26 protein-coding genes and 2 pseudogenes are annotated in these 23,004 nt (G+C 62.0%); 15 read left to right on the top strand and 13 right to left on the bottom strand.

Annotated features, from left to right (window positions below):
• Positions 1 to 105: 105 nt before the first annotated feature.
• Positions 106 to 2,307 (top strand): RNA degradosome polyphosphate kinase, encoded by a 2,202-nt coding sequence (locus tag NMG80_RS34675; protein WP_254022306.1) that lies wholly within the window; start codon positions 106 to 108, stop codon positions 2,305 to 2,307.
• Positions 2,307 to 3,842 (top strand): exopolyphosphatase, encoded by a 1,536-nt coding sequence (gene ppx, locus NMG80_RS34670; RefSeq protein ID WP_254022305.1) that lies wholly within the window; start codon positions 2,307 to 2,309, stop codon positions 3,840 to 3,842. Before NMG80_RS34675 ends, ppx begins: the two co-directional genes overlap by 1 nt.
• Positions 3,843 to 3,887: 45 nt before the next feature.
• Here ppx and NMG80_RS34665 read toward each other — a convergent pair whose 3' ends face one another.
• From NMG80_RS34665 to NMG80_RS34650, 4 genes are all read right to left on the bottom strand, one after another.
• A complete protein-coding gene (locus NMG80_RS34665; protein ID WP_254022304.1) occupies positions 3,888 to 4,310 on the bottom strand; it encodes a DoxX family protein in 423 nt (140 codons plus the stop codon).
• 153 nt (positions 4,311 to 4,463) lie between these two features.
• The gene (locus NMG80_RS34660) at positions 4,464 to 4,898 is read right to left on the bottom strand and encodes a DoxX family protein (protein ID WP_254022303.1); all 435 of its coding nucleotides are present in this window, start codon (positions 4,896 to 4,898) and stop codon (positions 4,464 to 4,466) included.
• A gap of 137 nt (positions 4,899 to 5,035) precedes the next feature.
• On the bottom strand, positions 5,036 to 6,433 hold the full coding sequence (gene fumC / locus NMG80_RS34655) for a class II fumarate hydratase (RefSeq protein WP_254022302.1): 1,398 nt from the start codon (positions 6,431 to 6,433) through the stop codon (positions 5,036 to 5,038).
• A gap of 108 nt (positions 6,434 to 6,541) precedes the next feature.
• A complete protein-coding gene (locus NMG80_RS34650) occupies positions 6,542 to 7,312 on the bottom strand; it encodes an NIPSNAP family protein (RefSeq protein WP_254022301.1) in 771 nt (256 codons plus the stop codon).
• A 94-nt stretch (positions 7,313 to 7,406) separates the two neighbouring features.
• Between NMG80_RS34650 and NMG80_RS34645 the strand changes: the two genes are divergently transcribed.
• Positions 7,407 to 8,072 carry a TetR/AcrR family transcriptional regulator gene (locus NMG80_RS34645; RefSeq protein ID WP_254022300.1) on the top strand — a complete coding sequence of 222 codons (666 nt, stop codon included), beginning with the start codon at positions 7,407 to 7,409 and terminating at the stop codon, positions 8,070 to 8,072.
• A 36-nt stretch (positions 8,073 to 8,108) separates the two neighbouring features.
• Here the strand turns inward: NMG80_RS34645 and NMG80_RS34640 are convergent, their stop codons facing one another.
• Entirely contained in the window at positions 8,109 to 8,696 is a 588-nt protein-coding gene (locus NMG80_RS34640; RefSeq protein ID WP_254022299.1) for a hypothetical protein, read from the bottom strand.
• 120 nt (positions 8,697 to 8,816) lie between these two features.
• Here NMG80_RS34640 and NMG80_RS34635 point away from each other — a divergent pair, with 120 nt between their 5' ends.
• The gene (locus NMG80_RS34635; RefSeq protein ID WP_254022298.1) at positions 8,817 to 9,947 is read left to right on the top strand and encodes a metallophosphoesterase; all 1,131 of its coding nucleotides are present in this window, start codon (positions 8,817 to 8,819) and stop codon (positions 9,945 to 9,947) included.
• A gap of 47 nt (positions 9,948 to 9,994) precedes the next feature.
• Here the strand turns inward: NMG80_RS34635 and NMG80_RS34630 are convergent, their stop codons facing one another.
• The gene (locus NMG80_RS34630) at positions 9,995 to 10,174 is read right to left on the bottom strand and encodes a CsbD family protein (RefSeq protein WP_254022297.1); all 180 of its coding nucleotides are present in this window, start codon (positions 10,172 to 10,174) and stop codon (positions 9,995 to 9,997) included.
• A gap of 560 nt (positions 10,175 to 10,734) precedes the next feature.
• Between NMG80_RS34630 and NMG80_RS34625 the strand changes: the two genes are divergently transcribed.
• From NMG80_RS34625 to NMG80_RS34600, 6 genes are all read left to right on the top strand, one after another.
• A complete protein-coding gene (locus NMG80_RS34625; RefSeq protein ID WP_010915421.1) occupies positions 10,735 to 10,944 on the top strand; it encodes a cold-shock protein in 210 nt (69 codons plus the stop codon).
• Between the two features lie 20 nt (positions 10,945 to 10,964).
• Entirely contained in the window at positions 10,965 to 11,201 is a 237-nt protein-coding gene (locus NMG80_RS34620) for a hypothetical protein (RefSeq protein WP_254022296.1), read from the top strand.
• Between the two features lie 91 nt (positions 11,202 to 11,292).
• On the top strand, positions 11,293 to 11,520 hold the full coding sequence (locus NMG80_RS34615) for a hypothetical protein (RefSeq protein ID WP_254022295.1): 228 nt from the start codon (positions 11,293 to 11,295) through the stop codon (positions 11,518 to 11,520).
• On the top strand, positions 11,520 to 11,927 hold the full coding sequence (locus NMG80_RS34610; protein ID WP_254022294.1) for a hypothetical protein: 408 nt from the start codon (positions 11,520 to 11,522) through the stop codon (positions 11,925 to 11,927). The genes NMG80_RS34615 and NMG80_RS34610 overlap by 1 nt, the downstream gene beginning before the upstream one ends.
• A gap of 1 nt (position 11,928) precedes the next feature.
• Positions 11,929 to 12,096 (top strand): hypothetical protein, encoded by a 168-nt coding sequence (locus NMG80_RS34605; RefSeq protein ID WP_254022293.1) that lies wholly within the window; start codon positions 11,929 to 11,931, stop codon positions 12,094 to 12,096.
• Between the two features lie 80 nt (positions 12,097 to 12,176).
• A complete protein-coding gene (locus NMG80_RS34600; RefSeq protein WP_254022292.1) occupies positions 12,177 to 12,488 on the top strand; it encodes a YkgJ family cysteine cluster protein in 312 nt (103 codons plus the stop codon).
• A 107-nt stretch (positions 12,489 to 12,595) separates the two neighbouring features.
• Here the strand turns inward: NMG80_RS34600 and NMG80_RS34595 are convergent, their stop codons facing one another.
• Entirely contained in the window at positions 12,596 to 13,900 is a 1,305-nt protein-coding gene (locus NMG80_RS34595; protein WP_254022291.1) for a metal-dependent hydrolase family protein, read from the bottom strand.
• A 479-nt stretch (positions 13,901 to 14,379) separates the two neighbouring features.
• On the opposite strand from NMG80_RS34595, the gene NMG80_RS34590 reads away from it, so the two are divergent.
• Positions 14,380 to 14,991 (top strand): LysE family translocator, encoded by a 612-nt coding sequence (locus NMG80_RS34590; RefSeq protein WP_254022290.1) that lies wholly within the window; start codon positions 14,380 to 14,382, stop codon positions 14,989 to 14,991.
• 12 nt (positions 14,992 to 15,003) lie between these two features.
• Here NMG80_RS34590 and NMG80_RS34585 read toward each other — a convergent pair whose 3' ends face one another.
• A complete protein-coding gene (locus NMG80_RS34585; protein WP_254022289.1) occupies positions 15,004 to 15,150 on the bottom strand; it encodes a hypothetical protein in 147 nt (48 codons plus the stop codon).
• Positions 15,151 to 15,324: 174 nt separating this feature from the next.
• Complete coding sequence (locus tag NMG80_RS34580) at positions 15,325 to 15,996, bottom strand: VOC family protein (RefSeq protein ID WP_254022288.1); 672 nt, start codon at positions 15,994 to 15,996, stop codon at positions 15,325 to 15,327.
• A 524-nt stretch (positions 15,997 to 16,520) separates the two neighbouring features.
• Between NMG80_RS34580 and NMG80_RS34575 the strand changes: the two are divergent.
• Positions 16,521 to 16,835, top strand: a pseudogene (locus NMG80_RS34575) (LysE family translocator); the annotation flags it as partial.
• A gap of 12 nt (positions 16,836 to 16,847) precedes the next feature.
• On the opposite strand, the gene NMG80_RS34570 reads toward NMG80_RS34575, so the two are convergent.
• On the bottom strand, positions 16,848 to 17,234 hold the full coding sequence (locus NMG80_RS34570) for a nuclear transport factor 2 family protein (RefSeq protein WP_254022287.1): 387 nt from the start codon (positions 17,232 to 17,234) through the stop codon (positions 16,848 to 16,850).
• Positions 17,235 to 17,251: 17 nt separating this feature from the next.
• Complete coding sequence (locus tag NMG80_RS34565) at positions 17,252 to 17,701, bottom strand: OsmC family protein (RefSeq protein ID WP_254022286.1); 450 nt, start codon at positions 17,699 to 17,701, stop codon at positions 17,252 to 17,254.
• A gap of 120 nt (positions 17,702 to 17,821) precedes the next feature.
• Between NMG80_RS34565 and NMG80_RS34560 the strand changes: the two genes are divergently transcribed.
• Both NMG80_RS34560 and NMG80_RS34555 read left to right on the top strand, forming a co-directional pair.
• Positions 17,822 to 18,421, top strand: coding sequence for a TetR/AcrR family transcriptional regulator (locus NMG80_RS34560; RefSeq protein ID WP_254022285.1), 600 nt, complete (start codon positions 17,822 to 17,824; stop codon positions 18,419 to 18,421).
• Positions 18,422 to 18,971: 550 nt separating this feature from the next.
• Complete coding sequence (locus NMG80_RS34555; protein ID WP_254022284.1) at positions 18,972 to 19,376, top strand: hypothetical protein; 405 nt, start codon at positions 18,972 to 18,974, stop codon at positions 19,374 to 19,376.
• A gap of 269 nt (positions 19,377 to 19,645) precedes the next feature.
• Here the strand turns inward: NMG80_RS34555 and groL are convergent.
• Both groL and groES read right to left on the bottom strand, forming a co-directional pair.
• Positions 19,646 to 21,143: pseudogene (groL, locus tag NMG80_RS34550) on the bottom strand (chaperonin GroEL).
• 108 nt (positions 21,144 to 21,251) lie between these two features.
• Positions 21,252 to 21,548, bottom strand: a complete 297-nt coding sequence (groES, locus tag NMG80_RS34545) for a co-chaperone GroES (RefSeq protein WP_013533567.1) — start codon at positions 21,546 to 21,548, stop codon at positions 21,252 to 21,254.
• A gap of 429 nt (positions 21,549 to 21,977) precedes the next feature.
• Between groES and NMG80_RS34540 the strand changes: the two genes are divergently transcribed.
• The gene (locus tag NMG80_RS34540) at positions 21,978 to 22,913 is read left to right on the top strand and encodes a bifunctional helix-turn-helix transcriptional regulator/GNAT family N-acetyltransferase (protein WP_254022283.1); all 936 of its coding nucleotides are present in this window, start codon (positions 21,978 to 21,980) and stop codon (positions 22,911 to 22,913) included.
• The last annotated feature ends 91 nt before the right edge of the window (positions 22,914 to 23,004 follow it).

Raw genomic sequence — 23,004 nt, 5'->3', positions numbered from 1 at the left:
TAGGTTTCGCTGGGGACCATGCGTAGCTTAAGTGGTGGGAGCGTCCTTTGCGCGTCCAAAGGACGCGCCACGCTGTGGCCAGCGGGTGCGAAACGAGCAGGAACCATGAACGAACTAAAGCCGGTGCAGAGCGAATTCACCACTGTCGAGGTGGCGAGCCCGGAGGGCGGGAACCCGGACCGGTTCGTCAACCGCGAGTTTTCCTGGCTGCAATTCAACCGCCGCGTCCTCGAGGAATCGCTGAACGCCAATCATCCGCTGCTCGAGCGTGTCCGCTTCCTGTCGATCTCCGCTGCCAATCTCGACGAGTTCTTCATGGTCCGCGTCGCCGGTCTCGCCGGCCAGGTTCGCGAAGGCATCACGCTGAAGAGCCCCGACGGTCGTACCCCCGAACAACAGCTGGAACAGTTGCTGCGCGAGGTCGAGCGTCTGCAGGAAGACCAGCAGAAAAGCCTTTCCGCGCTGATGCTGCTGCTCGACAAGGAAGGCATCGAGAGCATCAGCCGCGATGGGCTGACCAAGGACGAGAGGACCTGGCTCGAGGATCATTTCCAAGAGCAGGTGTTTCCGGTGCTCACACCGCTGTCGATCGACCCGGCGCATCCATTCCCGTTCATTCCCAATCTCGGCTTCTCGATGGCACTGCAACTGCGCCATCGCAGGAATGGCGAGGAGATGAGCGCGCTGTTGCGCCTGCCGGTGGCGCTGAAGCGCTTCATTCGCTTGCCTGACCGCAAGCATCATGTCCGCTTCATTCCGCTGGAAGAAGCGGTCGGCCTCTATATCGGCAAGCTGTTCCCCGGCTATGAAGTCAAGGGCTCCGGCACGTTCCGCATCATCCGCGACAGCGACATCGAGGTCGAGGAGGAGTCGGAGGATCTCGTGCGCCTGTTCGAGACGGCGCTGAAACGCCGCCGCCGCGGCTCGGTCATCCGCATCGAATTCGACAAGCTGATGCCGGCCGAGCTGCGCGAGTTCGTCGCCGGCGAGCTTGGCGTCTCGTCGAGCCGCATCAGCGTGCTCACCGGTCCGCTGGCCCTCAGCCAGATTTCCGAGATCGTCGCCATCGCCCGCGACGATCTCAAGTTCAAGCCTTACAATCCGCGCTTTCCCGAACGCATCCGCGAGCACGGCGGCGACTGTTTCGCCGCCATCCGCGAGAAGGACATCATCGTTCATCACCCCTACGAATCCTTCGACGTGGTGGTGCAGTTCCTGCGCCAGGCGATGGCCGATCCGGAAGTGGTGGCGATCAAGCAGACGCTCTATCGCACCTCGAACGACAGCCCGATCGTGCGCGCTTTGGTCGACGCGGCGGAGGCCGGCAAGTCGGTGACCGCGCTGGTCGAGCTCAAGGCGCGTTTCGACGAGGAAGCCAACATCCGCTGGGCGCGCGACCTCGAGCGCGCCGGCGTTCAGGTCGTATTCGGCTTCCTCGAACTGAAGACCCATGCGAAAATGTCGCTGGTGGTGCGGCGCGAGGACGGCAAGCTGCGCAATTACGTGCATCTCGGCACCGGCAACTACCATCCGGTCACCGCGCGCATCTACACCGACCTGTCCTTCTTCACCACCGCTCCGACGATCGCCCGCGATGTCGCCCAGCTTTTCAATTTCATCACCGGCTACGCCGAGCCGACCGAGGAGATGCGGCTGGCCATCTCGCCGTTCACGCTGCGCAAGCGCATCCTCAAGCACATTTCGGACGAGGTTGCCCATGCGCTGGAGGGCAGGCCGGCCCGCATCTGGATGAAGATGAATTCGCTGGTCGACCCGATCATCATCGACGCGCTCTATGACGCCAGCCGCGCCGGCGTCGAAATCGATCTCGTCGTGCGCGGCATCTGCTGCCTGAGGCCCCAGGTGCCGGGCCTGTCGGAAAACATAAGGGTCAAGTCGATCGTCGGCCGCTTCCTCGAGCACAGCCGCATCTATTGTTTCGGCAACGGCCACGGATTGCCGTCGGACGGGGCGGTCGTCTACATCTCATCGGCCGATTTGATGCCGCGCAATCTTGACCGCCGCGTCGAAACCATGGTGCCGATCACCAATCCAACGGTGCATGAACAAGTCCTCGGCCAGATCATGCTGGGCAACATCATGGACAACCAGCAAAGTTTCGACGTATTGGCTGACGGAACCTCCCGGCGCGCCACGCTTGAGGAGGGCGAGGAACCGTTCAACGCGCAGGAATATTTCATGACCAATCCGAGCCTTTCCGGACGCGGCGATGCGCTGAAATCGCATGCGCCCAAGCGAATCGCGCAGTTCAAGCGCCGCAAGAAAAACGGCGCAGCGACCGGCTGATGATTTCAACGTCCCAGGGCCGGCTTCAGGACCGCCGACCGCTGTCCATCATCGACATCGGGTCGAACTCGATCCGTCTTGTCGTCTATGAGGGGCTGGCGCGCTCGCCGACCACGCTGTTCAACGAAAAGATGCTGGCCGGCCTCGGTCGCGGTATCGTTTCGACCGGAAGGCTTGATCCCGAGGCGGTAACCCGCTCGATGGAGGAGTTTCGCCGTTTCCGCGCGCTGTCCGAGCAGGCCGGCGCCGAGCGTATGCATGTGCTGGCGACCGCCGCCGCCCGCGAGGCGGTCAACGGCCCCGATTTCATCCACCGCGCCGAAGATGTGCTCAAGACCGAGGTCCAGGTGCTGAGCGGGCGCCAGGAAGCCTATTATTCCGCGCTTGGCGTCATTTCCGGCTTCCACCCGGCCAACGGCATCGCCGGCGACCTCGGCGGCGGCAGCCTCGAGCTGGTCGACGTCGATGGCGAGGCAATCGGCGACGGCATCACGCTGCCGCTGGGCGGCCTGCGCCTGCAGGACATGGCTAAGAACTCGCTGGCCCAGGCGGCAAAGATAGCGCGCGACGAGCTCGCGAAAGCAAAGCTGCTGAAAGGCGGGCAGGGCAGGCCGTTCTATGCCGTCGGCGGCACCTGGCGAAACCTCGCTCGGCTGTACATGGAGATGACCAGCTATCCGCTGAGCGTCATGCATCATTACGAGATCGGCATCGACAGCGCTGCGAACTTCCTCAAGCAGGTCGCAAAGGGCGAGATCGAGAAGGTAAAGGGCATCGAAGGCGTCTCGAAGAACCGCCGCTCGCTGCTGCCTTATGGCGCCATCGTGCTGCAGGAGATCATGGCGGCGATGCAGCCGTCCAAGATCATCGTCTCGGCGCTGGGCGTGCGCGAGGGCTTTCTCTATTCGCTGCTCGACAAAGTCGAGCAGGAGGCAGATCCGCTGATCTCGGCCTCGGAGGAACTCGCCCGTCTGCGTTCGCGCTCGGTCACCCACGCGCATGAGCTTGTCGAGTGGACGGGCAAGACCTTCGCCGCCTTCGGCATCGAGGAGACCGTCGAGGAGGCGCGTTACCGCCAGGCCGCCTGCCTGCTTGCCGACATCGGCTGGCGCGCGCATCCCGAATATCGTGGCAAGCAGTCGCTCAACATCATTGCCCACGCCTCCTTCATCGGCGTCGACCATCCCGGCCGCGCCTTCCTGGCGCTGGCCAACGCCTACCGTCATGAGGGCATCTTCAACGAATCGATCGCGCCGGAAATCAAGGCACTGGCAACGCCGCGTTATATCGAGCGCGCCCGTGTGCTGGCCGCGGTGATGCGCGTCGTCTACCTGCTGACGGCGGCAATGCCGGGGGTCATGCCGCGGCTGAAATGGGAGAGACGCGGCAATGGGGTGCTGGCGCTGGTGCTGCCGGCTTCGCTGGCCGATCTTTACGGCGAGCGGCCGGCCGGGCGCCTGGCGCAATTGGCAAGGATCACCAATCGCCGGCTGGTGCTGGCGGTCGAGGGCGGCCCCACTATGCCAGCCAAGTAGTCTGGCTCAGTCAAGTATTCGGCTCGTTCCGGCAGCTTGTGTCGGTCAAGTCGTTTCAGCGCCGATCCGAAGTATCCGCCCGTCGATCGAGTAGGCGCCGGCGCCTGCCATTGCCAGCGCCAGAAAACCGCCCGATATTGCGATGTCCTTCATCAGCATCTGCGAATGCATGAAGGTCAGCGTCGGATCGTCGCCGCCCTGGCCATAGTGGCCGATGAAGCCTGCCGCGATGCAGAAGGCGGCAAGCAGGAGCGCCACGATTGGTGTCTTGAGGCCGACGAGGATGAGCAGGCCGGCGATCAATTCGAACAGCCCCGTCGCCCAGGCTGCGAGCGTCGGCAGTGGCAGTCCGAGGCCGGCAAAATACCCTGATGTGCCAGCAATGTCGGTAAGCGCGTGAAAGCCGGACGGAACGAATAGAGCGGCGAGCAGCAGCCGGGAAAGCAGAAGCAGCGCATCGCGCGGCATTGGTCACCTCCGATGTCGGGCAGCCGGTTGGCTTCACCCCGACATCTCGATCCTAGCAGAAAGTACGGCCGGCTGATCGACGGGCATAAACCGACAACGAAAAAGGGACGCTGAAAATTCCGCGCCCCTGCTGCAAATCGTTCCTCGATCGCTTCAGCCGCGCTTGGCGTCGACCGAATAGGCGCCGGCGCCCGAGGAAGCCAGCACGAGGAAGCCGCCGGCAATCGCCAGGTTCTTCATGAAGCTGATCATCTGCATCTGATCGGCCCAGCCGGTGTGGGCGACCAGTCCCGTGGCGACGGTGAAGATTGCCAGCACCCAAGCGGTAATCCGGGTCTGAAACCCGATGAGGATGGCGAGACCGCCGAGCAATTCGAGCAGGCCGACGGCAATCGCCGTCACGGTCGGCATCGGCAGACCCATGCTACCGAAGTAGCCTGCGGTGCCGGCGATCGCAGTGAGCTTGCCGAAGCCGGAAAGCACGAAGATGACCGAAAGCAGGATACGGCCAAGCAGGATGGTGCCCGAGGCGTTGGAAGCGGCGTTGGAAACGGTGCCGGAACCGGCAATGGACGTGTTGGTGGACATGGTGACTCTCCGAAAGGTTGCGTTGTCCATCCACATAGAGCAAGGCGACTGTTCACCAAAGATGCAGATTTGGTTACAGATTGTTCACCAGAGTAACGTTTTTGCGATCAGCTCAAATTATCCCGGATGACGTAACGTCATCCCGGATGCGTCATGTCCTCCGGTCGCACCAATCGGTCGTAGTCGGCTTCGCTGACCAGCCCGGTGGCCAGCGCTTCCTCACGCAAGGTTGTGCCGTTCTTGTGAGCGGTCTTGGCGATCTTGGCGGCGTTGTCGTAGCCGATGGTCGGCGCCAGTGCTGTCACCAGCATCAGCGAACGGTCGAGGGCGGCCTTGATGTTGTCTTCCCGCGCCTCGATGCCGACGACGCAATTGTCGGTGAATGAGATGGAGGCGTCGGCGAGCAGCTGCACCGACTGCAGGAAATTATAGGCCATCAGCGGGTTGTAGACGTTGAGTTCGAAATGCCCCTGGCTGCCGGCGAAGGTCACGGCCGCATTATTGCCGAACACCTGGATGCAGACCTGGGTCATCGCCTCGCACTGGGTGGGGTTGACCTTGCCCGGCATGATCGACGAACCCGGCTCGTTTTCCGGCAGCGACAGTTCACCAAGGCCGGAGCGCGGGCCGGAGCCGAGCAGACGAATGTCGTTGGCAATCTTGAACAGGGCGCCGGCGCAGGCGTTGATGGCGCCATGCGAGAACACCATGGAATCATGCGCCGCCAGCGCCTCGAACTTGTTTGGCGCGGTGACGAAGGCGATGCCAGTGATCGCGGCGATGCGATCCGCCACTCTCTCGGCAAAGCCGACCGGCGCATTGAGGCCGGTGCCGACGGCCGTGCCGCCTTGCGCCAGTTCCTGCAAGCCGGGCAGCGTCATCTCGATGCGTTTGATCGAGGAGGCGACCTGCGCGGCATAGCCTGAGAATTCCTGGCCAAGGGTGAGGGGCGTCGCGTCCTGCGTGTGGGTGCGGCCGATCTTGACGATGTGGGCGAACGCTTTGGTCTTGGCCTCCAGCGCGGCGTGCAAATGCCTGAGCGCCGGCAACAAATCGTGCACGATGCGCTCGGCGCAGGCGATGTGCATGGCCGTCGGATAGGTATCGTTCGACGACTGGCTCATATTGACGTGGTCGTTGGGATGCACCGGTTTCTTGGACCCCATGACACCGCCCAGCAGTTCGATCGCCCGGTTGGAGATCACCTCGTTTGCGTTCATGTTGGATTGCGTGCCCGAGCCGGTCTGCCAGACGACCAGCGGGAAATGATCGTTCAGCTTGCCGTCGATGACTTCCTGAGAGGCTTCGATGATCGCCTTGCCGATGGCCGCGTCGAGCCGCTTAAGCTCCATATTGGTTTCGGCCGCCGCCCGCTTGACGATGCCGAGCGCGCGAACGATCGACGCCGGCTGCTTTTCCCAGCCGATTTTGAAATTGCCCAGCGAACGTTGCGCCTGAGCGCCCCAGTAACGATCGGCGGCGACCTCGATGGGACCGAAGGTGTCGGTTTCGGTTCTGGTCTCTGGCGCGCTCACTTGGTCTCTCCGGTCTGTCGAATTCGGCACCGGCGTATCGCGTTGCACAAACGGCTTCAAGCGGAGATTGCCCGCAGCAAGGATGTAAATCGGTTGAAGGAGCGCCTCTCACCGACCAAGCAGCGATCGTGAAGTTGGAGATAGGCGCAGCGTTTCGGTCGGTCTGGCCAGGCCCGACTGCAGAGCCTGCCAGGCCGGCGCCGCGGCAAGCGCGGCTTCAACGCTTTCATGGGCGTCCGCGCTGCCGAAGGCGGTGACGCTGATGAAGACGTTTTCGCCTGATCGCACCGGCAGGCGGAGAAAGCTGTTTTCGGCATGCTCGGAGACAAACGCAGCAAGCAGCCGCGCGCCATGTGCCGCCAACACGGGAATCGCGTCGGTTTCGAAGCGGCTGGCGAAGCCGGCTTCGGCGCCCGGCCGCAGATGATGAATCTTGATAACAACAATATCCGACAAACGATTGTCTCTGCTTGGCTTTTCGTGACCCGGCAAGGCCGCCCGGCGTGCGCCCGACAGATCGAAGCCGGCGCCCGGCCATGCCCGCTTCAGCAACAGCACGTCGTCGGAGGAAATCATCGTGGCGTTGGCGGCGTCGCGCCAGGCCGCCCATACGGGTCCCTCGTAGAAAGCGGTCAGTGCATTTTTCCGCGCGACCATGCCGTCGAAGCCGCGTAGCCAGACGAACATGTCGGGCCGGCCGAGATCGCGAAACTGGCCGATGATCGTCATCCCTGCCGCTTCCTGACCTTCGATCAGATGACCGTCGAAGATGTCGATCAGCGTGTCGCGCCGGCCAGGTTTAAGCGTGTATTGCCTGAGCTCGACGACCGGCGAGGCGTTGAGGCCGGATTTCGACGCGGCATTCAGGGGCAGGCTCATCGCTCGATCTCCAAAACAGGTGTTCATTCTGTTTTATAAACAGACCGGTTGTCCTGTTTTGTCAATCTGCTATCGTGTGGAAATGTCAGCAGAGATGACCGTTCGCCCAAAGGCGCAGCCCGGCAAACGCACCAATGACCCGGAAGGCCTGCGCAAACGTGTGCTCGATGTCGCCGAAGCCTCCTTTCAGGCGCGCGGCTACCACGCTTCCAGCCTAGGCGACTTGATGGCCGCGGCAGGCGTCACCGGCGGCGCTCTGCATCATCACTTCCCAACCAAGAAGGCCTTGGCCCTGGCGGTGATCGAGGAGCGGGTCGCCGCGGCCGTCGAAGAAACATGGATCGCGCCGGTGCAGGCGGCAGGCTCGACTCGCGAGGGCGTGCGCAGCGTGTTCGAGGCCGTGGCGGCGGAACTGGAGCAACAGGGTTTCGTGCGCGGCTGCCCGCTCAACAATTTGGCGCATGAGCTGTCACTTGCCGATCCGGATTTCCGCACCGCCCTTGCCGGCATCTTTTCGGCATGGCGCCAGGCGATCGCCGACAAAGTCAGGGCCGACCAGCAAGCGGGCAGGGAGCAGGACACCGATCCGCAGCGTTTCGCGGCACTCGCGGTCGCCACCTATTCCGGCGCTATGTCGATGGCCAAGACGACGCAGGATTCTGCTGTGCTGCGCGATTGCCTGAACGCGCTGGAGCAGGGAGTTTCCTCAGCAAGAGCGAAGCGACGTCGCAGGGTGCTGCGGCAGTACAAAGCCTTTTGATGCCGGAGCGCCAGTCGCCCTCTGCGCTGCCGAGAGTTAATTCGGCAGCGGTTTGATGACCTCGTAGCCGACGACGCTTTCGGCGTTGGTGCCCTCGTCATAGCGCCTGGCCAGAACGGCCTGCAGGTCGGGCGCGTAGAGCGCGGTGAATTCATCCTGGGTCTTGCCGGCCTCGTTCTTGATCGTCAGCCTGACCGCCAGCACGTTGTATTTGCAGTCCCCCAGGCTGAACGTCTCTTTGCCCTTTACGTTGATCTCGAGCGTCTCGGTGCCCTTCGGCTGTTTGTTTGCTGCGAGGCGGACGAAAACGGTCTTGCTTTTCGCCCCGGCCTTGAGCGGAAACAGCTTTCTGAGATCGGAAAACGGGATCATCGCAAGCTGACCGGTCTCGCTGTCGCGAAACACCTCGATCAGGCCGCCGAATAGAAACTGCGTCTGCGGCGATTGGGATTGGTATTCGTTGGCGACCGACACCATTCCACCCGCCGCCGGTCGAAACTCGCTGTGGATGCCGGGCCTTTCGAGAATGAAGCCGGCCTTGGCGGCTTTGGCGTCGATGCACTCGGCACCATGAGCGGCGCTCGCCAGGATGGTAAGTGCCGTCGCGATGGATATAGTCTTCATAGCGTTTGCCCGCGCAAGTTGAGTCCTGACCTGAAAGCAATGCCAGACCTGCGGCAGCGTGTCGACATACCGTTCGCGGCAACTGGACGAAGAGGCGCCGGCTGTGCTGAATTTCACGCCATGAATCGCATCTCGGCAGGATCACTCTCCCGGCGCCGCTTCCTGGCTAAGGCGGCTGGGTTTGCTGCGGCCGGCGCGCTTGCGCGACCGGCGCTCGGACAGACCGGGCAGCGCACTGCGCCTGTCGACGCCACCTTCCTGTTCGTCGCCGATATCCATGCCTGCCGCACGACCGGCGGGCTGAGCCCCAATTGCCAGCAGGAAGGCAAGACCGACGCCGCCTTGCTGCGCAGTGTTGCCGCGTTGAACGCCATTGGCGAGAAGCACTGGCCCGCCGAAATCAACGGCATCGCCACCGGCCTGCGCTCAGCCGGCAGCCGCATCGGCACACCGCTCGGCCTCGTCGTCGGCGGCGACATGACCGATGACGGCGGCGGCCAAGTCATCCAGCCCAGCGAAGGCACGCAGTTGCTCCAGTTCAGCCAGCGTTACCAGCAGGGCGTCGGCCCCGATCGCGTGCATGTGCCGGTCTATGTCGGCCTCGGCAACCACGATCTCGACCAGAACGGCCCGCCAAACCACGTCGACTGGTACCGCCGCGAAATGCGGGACTATGTTGAGGTCAACCATCGCGCCGGCGTGTTCTTCAAGCCGCCGGTGCCGGTGACCAGTTACGATGTCGACACCGACTGCTACTCGTGGGACTGGGGCGGCCTGCATCTCGTCCAGACGCACCGTTTCGCCGGCGACACCGGCCACGGCGCGGTCTCCAGCCTGCCATGGCTGAAGCAGGATCTGGCGACCTATGCAGCGGACGGTCGCCCCGTGATCCTGTTCCAGCACTATGGTTGGGATGTTTTCTCGATCGAGCGGTGGGATGCCGCCAAAGGAACCTTCGACGATGACGGCGCTGGTGCGCCGCACTGGTGGAGCGAAGCGGACCGGCAGGCGTTGCTGGCGGCGCTGAGGGGCTACAACGTCATCGGCATCTTCCATGGCCACCAGCACGAGACCCCGATGATCTACCGCGCCGATCGGCTCGACCTGTTCAAGCCGAAGGCCGCCTATATGGGCGGCTTCGCGCTGGCGCGGGTGAGCGGCGACAGCATGGACGTGGCGCTTGGCGAAGCCGTTGGCGACCATGGCGAGGTCGCCTTCACCAACGCTTTCTCAAAGAGCCTGAACTTTTGACGGCGTAACCCGCTTCCTCATCGCAAATTGAAACAGCAGCGCAGGGTTCAGATCACCTTCCTGAGCTTGTCCTTGATGTCGCCATAGGCCTTCTGCATTTTGCCGGCGATCTTGTCAGCCACGCCTTCAGCCTGGACGCGCCTGTTGCCGGTGGCCTTGCCGGCGGCTTTCTTCACAGAGCCCTTGAGCTGCTTTGCTAGGCCCGCAACCTGATTCTTGTTCACCATAGCCGCATCTCCCGGAATTAATCTGCCATTTGGGAAACGGGCGGCTGGATTTTCGGTTCCGGAACCCTGCCTCGTCGTCAATCACAGGCCACGGCCTTTGGCCCTGACCGCCATGGCAATCGCTACCCGGCATAAAAGAACGCCTCTCGCGCGTTTTATTGCACGGGAGGCGTCCTTTGTGTCAGCCTTTCCTGGGATTGCTCTCATGAACTGCTGGCGATATTTAAAATGCATGGATGCCAATTTGGTTCCCGGCATGGCGCGATTTTTTAACATCTGGCGCTGGGCCCGGTTTCGGCGTCAGATCCGCCATCGAATTGCCTGGACAGCCAGCGTGCCGCCATCGGCCCGCCGACGACGAAAAGCACACGGCGAAAGCAAAAAATTGACACGGCGCCAAAAGAAGTCTAAAAGCAATTCGTCGATATTTGTTTGACCGACTTTTGTTATCCGCGTGTCCCAGGCGCGCCTTTGACGAACTTCCCCCATCAAAATCGAGACAAACGCTGTTGTGCATCCGCATGACGGCGAACGAATATTTGCCACGGAAAGGGTTCGTTATGAGCACAGGCACAGTTAAATGGTTCAACGCCACCAAGGGTTTCGGTTTTATTCAGCCTGACGACGGCTCGGCCGACGTTTTTGTTCACATCTCGGCCGTAGAGCGCGCCGGAATGCGCGACATCGTCGAGGGCCAGAAGCTCGGCTACGAGATGGTCCGCGACAACAAGTCGGGCAAGATGTCCGCCGATCAGTTGAAGGCGGCCTAAAACGGAATTCAGCCTCGCCGGTGACCACGGATGTACTGGCACCGGTGAACGGCCAATTCCAGCGCATGACCCCGGAAACACCGGTTTCTGGAAAGGATCATGCGCAGAATGAGCAAGTGCACGCGCGTTCAACCGGACGCGCGGCGCTCCAGCGGAGGTCAGGCAACGCCTGGCCTTTTGCGTTTGGGGCGCCGCAAAAGTTCGAAAAGAGCACCGCGCGTTCGCTTGAACGTGCTAAGGATGCTCCAGAAATTTGAAACCGACTGCCGTATTGCTTTGTGCGTGGTCCTGGTCGAAAGACCGGTCTCGCCATTTTTCGGCATTACGCTCCGAACCGGGAGAAAGACCTTGACCGCCACTTCAAAGAAATCCCGCGACCAGGCCGAATCCATCTTCAGCAAGACCCAAACCCAGTCCATGTCGCTCAACCGCATTATTTCCGAGCAGGATGCTGTCAGCCAGGCCCGGGAAGCCAAGACCGCGCGGCTGCGCGAACTGCGCCTGGAAAAGGAAGCTGACGAGTTGGCTGCGGCCGCCGCGCTCCCCGCCTCGCCGAAGCGCGTGAGCAAACGCTGATGGCCACCAAGCGCGTCCCGCAAAAGCTGATCGCCGCCGATTCGACCATCGCCGATGTCGTGGGAGCCCTCGACAAGCCGGTCGAGTATGTCCGGCGCGTGCTCGAAAAGCTCGAGCGCTGCAAGCGCGCCCATGGCGATGCCCAGGTCAGGCTCGGCGTGCGTGGCCGCTCCGAATGCCCGAACTATCTGATCGAGTATGTCCGCGAAAATGCCAAGACCCATGAGCGCGTCATCCATCAGGATGCCGCCTATAGCGGCAGCACGCATCGCGAGCTGGCACCGCGGCACATCGAGGAGGCCAGGAACTGGTCACCCGAGGAAATGAACATCACGGCTGTCTCGGCGCTGATCGGCCGCCTTCGCAACCCGAATGCGCCATCATTGCGTTTCTCCGACGAGGATTGATATGGCCATAAAATTTTCTGCCAAGGATCAGCCGGCAGCATCCGCTGCCATCGCAAAGCTTGCCAAGCCGGCCGCCGCGCCGAAAGCCGATGTTGCCGCCGAGGCAGCGACCGATCTGTTCAAGTCGCCGGCGGACGTGGCGTCGCGCAAGACCAGGAAGAAAAAATAGCGCCCTTGCCGCGAAGCGCCGGTATGAATCCCGTCGCGTCAGGGCTGCTCGCTTTGGCGAGCGCCGGGAATTTATCGTCAATGGAGGAGCGCGCCGCGCCTCTCTTCGACTGCCAGAGCTGTGGCGCCTGCTGTTCCTTTTCATCCGAATGGCCGCGCTTCTCGACCGAAGATGACGCGCAGCTCGACCTGATCCCGCAAGACTATGTGGCTGCCGACGAAGCCGGCATGCGCTGCGACGGCGTGCGCTGTTCGGCACTTTCCGGCGAGGTCGGCAAGTCGACCATTTGTGGCATCTACGACGTCCGGCCGGACGTCTGCCGCGCCTGCATGCCCGGCGGCAACGATTGCCTGATGGCGCGTAAGGCACATGGGCTGCCGACGCCGCGATAACGGGCCTCAGATAGTGTCTCGGAATCCCCACTTCGGGTGGGAGCGGCCATTCCTTGTCGCTCGGCTGTGGAATGCCAGCGCTCTGCGGCCAGGCGCTCAGTCGTTTCTCACTGGGTCAGCGTGTTTTTGTAGATCAGGCCGTCTTTCATGATGATTTTGAAGTTGTCGGCAGGATCGGCCACCAGGTCGAGGTTCTCCAGCGGATTGCCTTCGACGAGCAGGAGGTCCGCGAGCGCGCCTTCTTCGATCACGCCGAGCTTTCCCGGATAGGGGTTGCGAAGGCCCGACAGCGCGAGCAGCTCGGCATTGGTCCCGGTCGCCATGACGAGCGCTTCGGCAGGCGTGTACCAACGCACAAGCGACGCCAGGATTGCCCCCTGCTGCTTCGCCAGCGCGCGGGAGAACAGGACATCGGTGCCCCATGCCGTCTTGATCTTGTATTTCTTCGCGAGTTCGTAGGTCCTGCGGATGCCCGGCCACACCTCATCGGCCTTGGCTCGCTCGACCGAACCCTCTTGGAGGCCTGTCCTCATCAATTCGGGAAGCGGCTGCAAGCTCAGCCAAATGTCCTTTTCGGCGATCAGCTTGGCGGTTGCCTCGTCCATGAGGAAGCCGTGTTCGATGCATTTAACACCAGCCGCGATAGCCTTCCGGATCGCATCCGAAGTGAAGGCGTGCGCGGCGACGTAGGTGCCCCAATTCTCGGCAATCTCAACGGCGGCCCGCAGTTCGGGCTCGGTGAAGGTGGTGACGTCGAGCGGGCTGTGCGGCGACGACACGCCGCCGCCCGCTGTCAACTTCAGCAGCGCGGCCCCCTGCATGAACTGCTCGCGGGCACGCAAACGCACCTCGTCGGGGCTGTCCACGACTATGCTGCCGCCGTTCCTCTCCATGGGGGTGAACAAGCCGCCGATCGTCCGAGGCAAATCGCTGAGCTGGCGGAAATCCCCATGCCCGCTGGTCACGGTGATCATGGCTCCGGACGGATAGATGCGCGGTCCCGCGATGATGCCTTGATCTATCGCGCGCTTGAGGCCGAACGCCGGCCCGCCCACGTCGCGAACGGTGGTGAAGCCGCGCATCAGCGTATCGGTCGCCTCGTCGCCGGCCGCAAGATTGGCGAAGCCGATGTCGCCCATCGCCTCTGCCGGGGTGGATGCAATCAGCATTGCGTGCCAATGCGCATCGATCAGCCCCGGCATAAGCGTTCGCTCGTTGCCGGCAATGCGCTGCGCGCCTTCGGCCGCGATGGGACTTGTCGAGATCCGCGCGATCACATTGCCCTCGACCAGCACATTCGATGGGGCCGAAAGTGCAGCGCCTTTTCCGTCGAAGATGCGGACGTTTTCGAAAAGCACGTCGTCAGCGGCCGCAGTCGCGCAAAGTCCGAGCACGAGGACTGCCGCAAGCATTTCTCTGCCTGAGCGAAGGATCATGAAGGCCGTGCGGGCAGCAGAGAAAACGGCTGCGGCGCAGGACACGGCGTGCGCCACAACCCTGCCTTTTGTCAGCTCCTGCGATCCAGAGGATTTGTGACACATGACGATTATCCCGCTTCAGGAGGAGAGGTGGTCACGGCGCAAGGACAACTTTGTAGCTTATACGGCATCGGGTCAATAAGTGTTCCGGACTGGCCTCGTTCGCAGTGAAGAGTCGTTTCGGAAGTCGGGCCGATCCGATGATGCCAGGGCTGGCAGTGCGGCCTTAGTAAGCGAGTAGACGATTCTGACGAGACGTCGTCTGCGGGTCCTGGGTGTAAAATTCCGCCGAGGGATTCCGCTTTGTGTCGTGACCCGAAATTCGAAATGAGACACTACTGGTCCTCGGGCTGGCTTGTGCCCGCGCGTTTCGCTGGCTAGCTTGCCGGCGGCAGGTCACTTGAGGACGCATCATGAGCATCGAATTCTTGTTGACGTCGCTGATCGTCGTGGCTTCGCCCGGCACCGGCGTTCTCTATACGCTGAGCGCCGGACTTTCGCGTGGCGCGCGCGCCAGCATCATCGCGGCTTTTGGTTGCACGCTCGGCATCATTCCGCATATGGCGGCGGCCATCACCGGCCTGGCGGCGCTGCTGCACACCAGCGCGCTCGCCTTCGAGACGCTGAAATATCTGGGCGTCGCCTACCTGCTCTACATGGCGTGGAACACGCTGAAGGAGAGCGGTAGCTTGGACGTCGGGCAGGATGTGGCGCCGCGCTCGGCCGGCAAGGTGATCACCTCGGGCATCCTCATCAACATCCTCAACCCGAAGCTGTCGATCTTCTTCTTCGCCTTCCTGCCGCAGTTCGTCAGCACCACCGAACCGCATGCGCTGTCGAAGATGCTGGAGCTCAGCACCGTCTTCATGCTTTTGACCTTCATCGTGTTTGTCGGCTACGGCATCTTCGCCGCCTCGATCCGCAGCCATGTCGTGTCGCGGCCGATAGTGCTGACCTGGATGCGCCGCACCTTTGCCGGCGCCTTCGTCGCGCTCGGCGCAAAACTGGCGCTGACCGAGCGGTAGCGCCTGCTGGCGCTAGCCCTTGACGTATCCCATCGCTTCGACGATCAGCCCGTCCGCTACTCGCATCAGATTGACGCCACGGATGGAGTTGCCGTCGGCATGAAATAGCGCCAATTGGACGCCGCTCTGCGCCCGAAGATAGAGCACGGTCGCGTGCAAGCGCGGCTGCCCCGAGAAACATCAAAAAACACTATCGTTACGCCTCAAAGCGTGGTCGGTGCGGGGATGCGCACGCCCTGCACTTCGATCGAGCCGCCGAGAGCGCTGGATCTTCGATCAAAGGGTTACTATTGCGTCGATGTTGCCGCTTCAAATGACGTCGTGATCCAACCCTTATAGCGGCAGCGGCTTGCCAGCCTGCTCGGCCATCATGTACTCGGCATACCAGTCCGGCCAGTTCTCATCACGCTGGCCGCCTGTCCGCTTCTCGTGCTCGCCATGGGCCGCAGACGCACGCCGGAGCGCGGCCGCGAACTCGGCCGACGAGACAAATGTGGTGTCGTCAGCGTCGACGCGGCCGGGCGCTCGCGCAGTGACCTCCTGCAACAGCCAGACATTTCCGGACGGATCGCTGAAGGAGGCCCACGAGGAGTAGCTGCGCCGCTCAGGGTCCGGACCGCTGACACGGCCCTCACGGCCGGCATAGTGGTACACCTCGCTCACGTCGACACCGCGATCGGCGAGTTCGGCGCGCGCTGCCTCGATGTCTGACACGACGAACTCGCCAACGCTTTCGAGGACATCGAACTCGACCCGGGCATAGGGCCCTGGGGTGACCCCTGAGCCGAAGACTATCGAACACGGGGACCCCGGAGGCGTAAACTGGATGACACGAAGTTCGTCGCCTGTGATGTCGGCGTCGAGCCTCCAACCCAAGCCGCCGTAAAATCGCTTGGCTCGATCGACGTCCGAAACGGGGATGACGACTACTTCGAGCTTGATGTCGACCCTTCGCGCTGACGGGGTTGCGATTGCGGCTTCGCCGCGCTCCTGAATATCATTCATGACGATCTCCTTGGGTTTGGATGCGTTGCGTTATCTTTAACGCCGCGCGCTGGCCGGTGCCCGTGGTGGCTGTTCATGCATGCAAGCGGGATCTGAGGCACGGGGCCGCACCTATGCCGCCGAACCTCGTGATGCTCTTCTGGATGTGCACATATCCGGTAACGCGAACTCGCGCCCGCTAATCCGAGATGGACTTCGCGGCGGACGAACGGGCCCTACGTTTTGGCAGGCTGGTCGCTAATCAGCAAAAAATACTACGACTAAATACGGTAGCATTCTTATTGTATTGCAGCAAATCAACTCCCAAAAATCAAAGTCCAATCGAGGGCGAGCGAACTTCCGCTGCGGGTCATGGAGACACCCTGCTGCAGAACCCGGCAAAAACCACACCGGGTTCGCAAGCCGAAGTTCTAATTAACGCCTTTCCAAAATAACACCGCCGCTGAACAGGACAACGGAGCCTTGAGGTCCGGGGTCCGATTATAGAAGCGGATCGTCGCCCGCTCGCCGGCTGCACGCTGGGCGCGCCGCGCTCGGTCGGCAAGATGATCACCTCAGGCATCTTCATCAATATCCTCAACCCGAAGCTGTCGATTTTCTTCTTTGCCTTCCTGCCGCAGTTCGTCAGCACCACCGAACCGCATGCGCTGTCGAAGATGCTGGAGCTCAGCACCGTCTTCATGCTTTTGACCTTCATTGTGTTTGTCGGCTACGGCATCTTCGCCGCCTCGATCCGCAGCCATGTCGTGTCGCGGCCGATAGTGCTGACCTGGATGCGCCGCACCTTTGCCGGCGCCTTCGTAGCGCTCGGCGCAAAACTGGCGCTGACCGAGCGGTAGCGCCTGCTGGCGCTAGCCCTTGACGTATCCCATCGCTTCGACGATCAGCCCGTCCGCTACTCGCATCAGATTGACGCCACGGATGGAGTTGCCGTCGGCAGGCCAGTAACGCCAGCGGATTGTCGCCCGTTCACCGGCGACGAACGTCTCCTCTAGGTCGAAGCGGGTGCTGGGTTCGCTGGCGATCGCCGACCACAGCCGCATGCATGCCTCCCGCCCGGCATGGCGGGCGCCATCCGGCGCCGGCACAGTGTTTTCGATGACGCAGTCCTCGGCCACCAGGCCCGGGAGTGCCGACGGATCATGAAGCTGGAACACGTCGTTGAAGCGCCGCATGATCTCGGCCGTCTGTCTGGATTGGTTGTCTGGATGGACGACCATGATGTTATCCCGTTCCATCTCGGTACCTCCTGATTTCATTTTTCCGCAGCGGCGGCCGTGACGAGGTCGGCCTTGAGCCTGATATCAGCCACGCCCGCCAAAGCCCGCGAGACGAGGCATGTTGCTTTCGCCGATTGGGCAAAGCGCTGGAATTCCTCGGACGCCAGTCCCGGGACCTCGGCTTCCGTTTCGAGGTCGATGCGGGTGAGCGTCGGTCCGGCCGTGCTCGTGCCGAGATGCACCTTGGCGACGGTGTGGATCCGTACGGGGACGTGGCCGCTGCTGCCGAGTATGGCGCTCAACGCCATTGAAAAGCAGCCGGCATGCGCCGCCGCAATCAGTTCCTCGGGATTGGTGCCGGGACCGTTTTCGAAGCGCGATGGGAAGGAATAGCCGCCTTCGAAGACGCCGCTGCCGAGTCGCAGACGGCCCGAGCCTTCTTTCAACGAACCCTGCCATTGGGCCTCTGCTTCACGGATGTTCATTTTGTCGTTCTCCTCTTCGATGAAAGGTGACACCGAATATATAGACTGATCTACATACTATATAGACCGATTGTCATATTCGGCGCAAGCCTATATTGCTCACTCCTGACAGAGGTTGACATGGCGAACGACACCCGCATCCGCATGATCGAGGCGACGGCGCTGCTGCTGAGGCAGCGCGGCTATCACGGCACCTCGCTCAACGACATTTTGAGCGCCTCCGGTGCGCCAAGAGGATCGCTCTACTTTCATTTTCCGGGCGGCAAGGACCAGCTGGTCATCGAGGTGACGCGCGACAGCGTGGACAAGGTGTCTCGATGGCTTGGCGAAGAGCTGGCCGCCGAAAAAGATCCGGCGGTGGCTGTCCACCACATCTACCAGTCGGTCGCACGCATGCTGGAGGACAACCAGTTCACGCTTGGCTGTCCGATAGCACCCGTGGTGCTGGACTCGCCGGCCGACGTGCCGGAGTTGGCCGAACTGTGCCGGTCGGCTTTCGAGCAATGGGTAGGCCTGCTGCAGGCGGCCTTCGTCAGGGCAGGGGTGCCCGAGCGCCGCGCCCGCGCCCTGGCGCTGCTTGTCGAATCATCGCTGGAAGGGCTGATGGTGATCACGCGCGCCAGCCGCGACCGCGCCCCGGTGCTGGCGGTGGCCGATGAAGTCGCCGCGCTGGTTGAGGGTGCGTTGCCGGCCAAAGAGGTCGCTGTAACGGCGAGCTGATATATTATGGCCTTCATCGCATCGAAGCCGGTGCAGAGTCCTGCCGATACCGCTCGGCGCTTCATATTCTGCGCCGCTCCGACGCTTGGAAGTAACGGCATAGATTCTAGTGGTCAAAATCTGACACTTGGTACTCGGCTGGGTAGTCGGTTCAGGATGGTTAGCGGATTTCTGGTCTGAGTGGAGCGCGAAGCAACGCGACTTCGCGGCGGCGTGGCGGAGCATGGGAAGTGGATCGTGCCGGAACGGGTCTGCGGTTTACGCGTTTGCAGGATGGAGATGACGGTGGGCGTGCATCACGACGCGCTGGAGGGTCTCATCCAATCGTTGCCGCGATCGGGCATCTGAAGCGCGCCGCAGTCATCGCAGTAACACCGATACTCGTCATGTCCGCGGCGATGGGACTGTTGGCGCGACGTCGATCCAAGGTAAGTACATGCGGACCTCTCTACTTTCATCTGACGGAAAACTTGCGATAACAGCGAGCGAGACGTCGTCCAAAAATGATTTCGATTATTTGATAGGCCACTGGAACATCAGAAATCGTACATTGAAAGAACAGCTGGCCGGCAGCGACGAATGGCAGGAATTTGACGCGACCCAGGAATGTCGCCCGATCTTGCTGGGCCTGGGTAACTTCGATATTTTTCATACGGAGTTGGGCGGAAAGCCATTCGAAGGTCTCACTGTGCGATTATTCGACCCGCAGACGCGTCTGTGGACGATCTACTGGGCCGATAGCAACGCAATGAAACTCGACGGTGGAAAGGTAGGCTCGTTCGATGGCGACATAGGTGAATTCTTCGGCCGTGAGGTTGTCGCCGGCAAAGACGTTATCGTGAAATTCCACTGGGATAAGCGCGACCCGAACGCCCCGATTTATAGTCGGGCGTTCTCCGCTGATGCAGGCCGAACCTGGGAACGGAATTGGTACTCGAACTTTTCACCACGGTGATTGACTGAGTCGGCGCAACGAGGCCGATCCTTTCGCGCGCAGCCAAAGGGAATTCCCGAGCCGGACTCTTGTGTCAGGCGGGAACCACTAGGATCCTTGCCATGACAGTAGTCGAAGGGACGCGCCCCGTGAAGGATGCGCCCCTTGCTTGTCATCAAGCTCCTCAATCCCGACACGTCTCACGGGTCACCTCAGAGCATGATCGCCACGGTAACGAAAAAAGGGCGCCTTTTGGCGCCCTTTCCGTATCTGAAGTCTTATGGATTTCCTTAGAAATCCATACCGCCCATGCCGCCCATGCCGCCGCCGCCCATGCCGCCAGGCATGCCGCCGCCAGCCGACTCCTTCTTCGGAGCCTCCGCGATCATGGCTTCGGTGGTGACCAGCAGGCCGGCGACCGAGGCCGCGTCCTGGAGAGCCGTGCGCACGACCTTGACCGGATCGACGATACCCATGGCAATCATGTCGCCATATTCGCCGGTCTGGGCGTTGAAGCCGAAGGTCGGGCCCTTGTTCTCGAGGATCTTGCCGGCAACGATCGATGCTTCCGCACCGGCGTTGGCCGCGATCTGGCGGGCCGGAGCCTGCAGCGCGCGACGCACGATGGCGATGCCAGCGGTCTGGTCGGAGTTGGCGCCGACAGCTTTGATGGTCAGCGAAGCGCGCAGGAGTGCGACACCGCCGCCGGGAACGATGCCTTCTTCGACGGCCGCGCGGGTCGCGTTGAGGGCGTCATCGACGCGGTCCTTCTTTTCCTTGACTTCGATCTCGGTCGCACCGCCGACGCGGATGACGGCAACGCCGCCCGCCAGCTTGGCGAGACGTTCCTGCAGCTTCTCCTTGTCGTAGTCCGAGGTGGTCTCCTCGATCTGCTGCTTGATCTGGGCGACGCGGCCCTGGATCTCGGCCTTCTTGCCGGCGCCGTCGACGATGGTGGTGTTCTCCTTGGAGATCGACACCTTCTTGGCGCGGCCGAGCATGTTGAGGCCGACATTCTCGAGCTTGATGCCGAGGTCTTCGGAAATGACCTGGCCACCGGTGAGGATGGCGATGTCTTCCAGCATGGCCTTGCGGCGATCACCGAAGCCCGGCGCCTTGACGGCGGCGATCTTCAGGCCGCCACGCAGCTTGTTGACGACCAGCGTGGCCAGAGCCTCGCCTTCGACGTCTTCCGAGATGATGACCAGTGGCTTCGAGGTCTGCACGACAGCCTCGAGGATCGGCAGCATGGCCTGCAGGTTGGAGAGCTTCTTCTCGTGGAGAAGGATGTAGGCGTCTTCCAGATCCGCAACCATCTTGTCGGCGTTGGTGACGAAGTAGGGCGAGAGATAACCGCGGTCGAACTGCATGCCTTCAACGACTTCGAGTTCGGTCTCGGCGGTCTTGGCTTCCTCGACCGTGATGACGCCCTCGTTGCCGACCTTCTGCATCGCTTCGGCGATCATCGAGCCGACCGAAGCATCGCCATTGCCGGCGATCGTGCCGACCTGGGCAACCTCTTCCGAGGTCTTGATCTTCTTGGCGTTCTTGATCAGCGTCGAGACGACGTCGCTAACCGCGAGGTCGATGCCGCGCTTCAGGTCCATCGGGTTCATCCGGCGCGACCACCTTCTCGAACTTGTCTTCAAGCTCGATTTCCTTGGCGACGGTGACGCCGTCCTTGGTGATGCGCGGTGCGCCGAACGACTTGTCGATGACGACGTTGCGGCCCTTGGGGCCGAGCGTGACCTTCACAGCGTCGGCGAGGATGTTGACGCCGCGCAGCATGCGCTCACGGGCATCGCGAGAAAATTTTACGTCTTTGGCAGCCATTTTTAGCTCCTGGCAGGGGCTTGAATTGAGCCCTGGGATTTAAAGTGGTGGTGAGGCCGATATTCAGCCGATGATGCCCATGACGTCGGATTCCTTCATGATCAGAAGGTCTTCGCCATTGAGCTTGACTTCGGTGCCCGACCACTTGCCGAACAGGATGCGATCGCCGGCCTTGACGTCCAGCGGGACGAGCTTGCCGGCTTCGTCGCGGGCTCCGGAACCAACGGCGATGATCTCGCCTTCCTGCGGCTTTTCCTTCGCCGTGTCGGGGATGATGATCCCGCCGGCAGTCTTGGATTCGGATTCAACCCGGCGTACGACCACGCGGTCATGAAGCGGGCGGAACTTCGACTTTGCCATTTTTTATTCCTCGGTGAGAATGGTGAGAATAGTTCCTCCGTCCGGCGGCGCCGGACAACCTATAAGCCCGGCGGCGCCGGACCTACGCTTAGCACTCACCAATGGCGAGTGCTAACGTGGCGGTGAGATAAGCCGGTAGCTGGCGAGAGTCAAGGCGCTGAGTGAGCCGATCGACGGCCAGCGATGAAGTACTGGCGCCTCGGCAGAGCAAGCTCCACCAGCCGGTGTCCGTTCCGCTAGCCGATTGGATCCGCTCGGCACGATACGCACTTCGTAGACCAGCCACTCGCGTCGTCGACGAGCATGGCAACGTCGCGAAGCAATAGGTCGTTCGAAAGCCTCATCGGCCGGATTGAATAATGCCCTGCTTCAAACTGATACTTGACTAAGTCAAGTAAGTGGTTGATCTTGTGCGGGAAGGAGGATGCGATGACGATTCATCATCAACCCGGCAAGGAGCGGATCGATGCCGTGCGGGGCTTCAACCGCTTCTACACCCGCCAGATCGGGCTGCTCGACGAAGGGCTGCTGAAAAGCGCCTTCTCGCTGACCGAGGCTCGGGTGCTCTATGAACTGGCGCATCGCGATGGCCTGACCGCCACCGATCTTGCGCGCGATCTCGGTCTAGACCCGGGCTATCTCAGCCGGTTGCTGAAAAAGTTCGAGGAGCGCGGCCTGGTCGAGCGCGTGGCGACGCAAACCGATGCGCGGCGCTCGTCGATTACACTGACGCCGGGGGGAAGAGCGGCGTTCGCGCCGCTGAACCAGGGTTCGCACGATCAAGTCGCGGCCCTGCTCGACCGGCTTTCCGCACCGGAACAGGACAGGCTGGTCAAGGCGATGCAGACGGTGCAGCGCCTGCTGGGCGAGAGCGCAGAGCCCAAGGTCCCCTACATGCTGCGGCCCTTGCAGGTCGGCGACATCGGCTGGATCATCCATCGCCAGGGCCTGCTCTACGCGCAGGAATATGGCTGGGACGAAACTTATGAGGCGCTGGTCGCCGAAATCCTCGGCGCCTTCGTCAAATCGTACGATCCGAAATGGGAACGCAGCTGGATCGCCGAGCGGGAAGCGGAAGTCGTCGGCTCGGTCTTTCTCGTGCGCCAGTCGGACGCGGTGGCGAGGCTGCGCCTGCTCTATGTCGAACCCTCGGCGCGCGGTCTCGGCATCGGCAGGCGGCTGGTCGAGGAATGCATCGGCTTTGCCCGTGCCAAGGCCTACAAGACGTTGACGCTGTGGACCAACGATGTGCTCTCCTCAGCGCGCCGCATCTACGAGGCGGCCGGGTTCAAGCTGGCCAATCAGGAACGCCACCACGCCTTCGGCAAGGATCTGGTCGGCCAGAACTGGAGCCTGGAGTTGTAGCGCTCTTGCCTTCTCCCTTGTGGGAGAAGGTGGAAAGCCGAGACTTTCGCTCTACGATGGACCCCCACCCCTAACCCTCCCCACAACGGGG

Source organism: Mesorhizobium escarrei, from assembly GCF_935825525.1.
GTDB classification, from domain to species: Bacteria; Pseudomonadota; Alphaproteobacteria; order Rhizobiales; family Rhizobiaceae; genus Mesorhizobium; species Mesorhizobium escarrei.
Note: the sequence above shows the minus strand (reverse complement) of the source record. Positions and strands in the feature narration are given on the sequence as shown.

Excerpts from the sequence above, each read along its gene's own strand:
- NMG80_RS34675 (WP_254022306.1), top strand. The coding sequence starts at position 106 with ATGAACGAACTAAAGCCGGTGCAGAGCGAATTCACCACTGTCGAGGTG.
- ppx (WP_254022305.1), top strand. The coding sequence starts at position 2,307 with ATGATTTCAACGTCCCAGGGCCGGCTTCAGGACCGCCGACCGCTGTCC.
- NMG80_RS34665 (WP_254022304.1), bottom strand. The coding sequence starts at position 4,310 with ATGCCGCGCGATGCGCTGCTTCTGCTTTCCCGGCTGCTGCTCGCCGCT.
- NMG80_RS34660 (WP_254022303.1), bottom strand. The coding sequence starts at position 4,898 with ATGTCCACCAACACGTCCATTGCCGGTTCCGGCACCGTTTCCAACGCC.
- NMG80_RS34650 (WP_254022301.1), bottom strand. The coding sequence starts at position 7,312 with ATGAGCCTGCCCCTGAATGCCGCGTCGAAATCCGGCCTCAACGCCTCG.
- NMG80_RS34645 (WP_254022300.1), top strand. The coding sequence starts at position 7,407 with ATGACCGTTCGCCCAAAGGCGCAGCCCGGCAAACGCACCAATGACCCG.
- NMG80_RS34640 (WP_254022299.1), bottom strand. The coding sequence starts at position 8,696 with ATGAAGACTATATCCATCGCGACGGCACTTACCATCCTGGCGAGCGCC.
- NMG80_RS34635 (WP_254022298.1), top strand. The coding sequence starts at position 8,817 with ATGAATCGCATCTCGGCAGGATCACTCTCCCGGCGCCGCTTCCTGGCT.
- NMG80_RS34630 (WP_254022297.1), bottom strand. The coding sequence starts at position 10,174 with ATGGTGAACAAGAATCAGGTTGCGGGCCTAGCAAAGCAGCTCAAGGGC.
- NMG80_RS34625 (WP_010915421.1), top strand. The coding sequence starts at position 10,735 with ATGAGCACAGGCACAGTTAAATGGTTCAACGCCACCAAGGGTTTCGGT.
- NMG80_RS34610 (WP_254022294.1), top strand. The coding sequence starts at position 11,520 with ATGGCCACCAAGCGCGTCCCGCAAAAGCTGATCGCCGCCGATTCGACC.
- NMG80_RS34605 (WP_254022293.1), top strand. The coding sequence starts at position 11,929 with ATGGCCATAAAATTTTCTGCCAAGGATCAGCCGGCAGCATCCGCTGCC.
- NMG80_RS34600 (WP_254022292.1), top strand. The coding sequence starts at position 12,177 with ATGGAGGAGCGCGCCGCGCCTCTCTTCGACTGCCAGAGCTGTGGCGCC.
- NMG80_RS34595 (WP_254022291.1), bottom strand. The coding sequence starts at position 13,900 with ATGCTTGCGGCAGTCCTCGTGCTCGGACTTTGCGCGACTGCGGCCGCT.
- NMG80_RS34590 (WP_254022290.1), top strand. The coding sequence starts at position 14,380 with ATGAGCATCGAATTCTTGTTGACGTCGCTGATCGTCGTGGCTTCGCCC.
- NMG80_RS34580 (WP_254022288.1), bottom strand. The coding sequence starts at position 15,996 with ATGAATGATATTCAGGAGCGCGGCGAAGCCGCAATCGCAACCCCGTCA.
- NMG80_RS34570 (WP_254022287.1), bottom strand. The coding sequence starts at position 17,234 with ATGGAACGGGATAACATCATGGTCGTCCATCCAGACAACCAATCCAGA.
- NMG80_RS34565 (WP_254022286.1), bottom strand. The coding sequence starts at position 17,701 with ATGAACATCCGTGAAGCAGAGGCCCAATGGCAGGGTTCGTTGAAAGAA.
- NMG80_RS34560 (WP_254022285.1), top strand. The coding sequence starts at position 17,822 with ATGGCGAACGACACCCGCATCCGCATGATCGAGGCGACGGCGCTGCTG.
- groES (WP_013533567.1), bottom strand. The coding sequence starts at position 21,548 with ATGGCAAAGTCGAAGTTCCGCCCGCTTCATGACCGCGTGGTCGTACGC.
- NMG80_RS34540 (WP_254022283.1), top strand. The coding sequence starts at position 21,978 with ATGACGATTCATCATCAACCCGGCAAGGAGCGGATCGATGCCGTGCGG.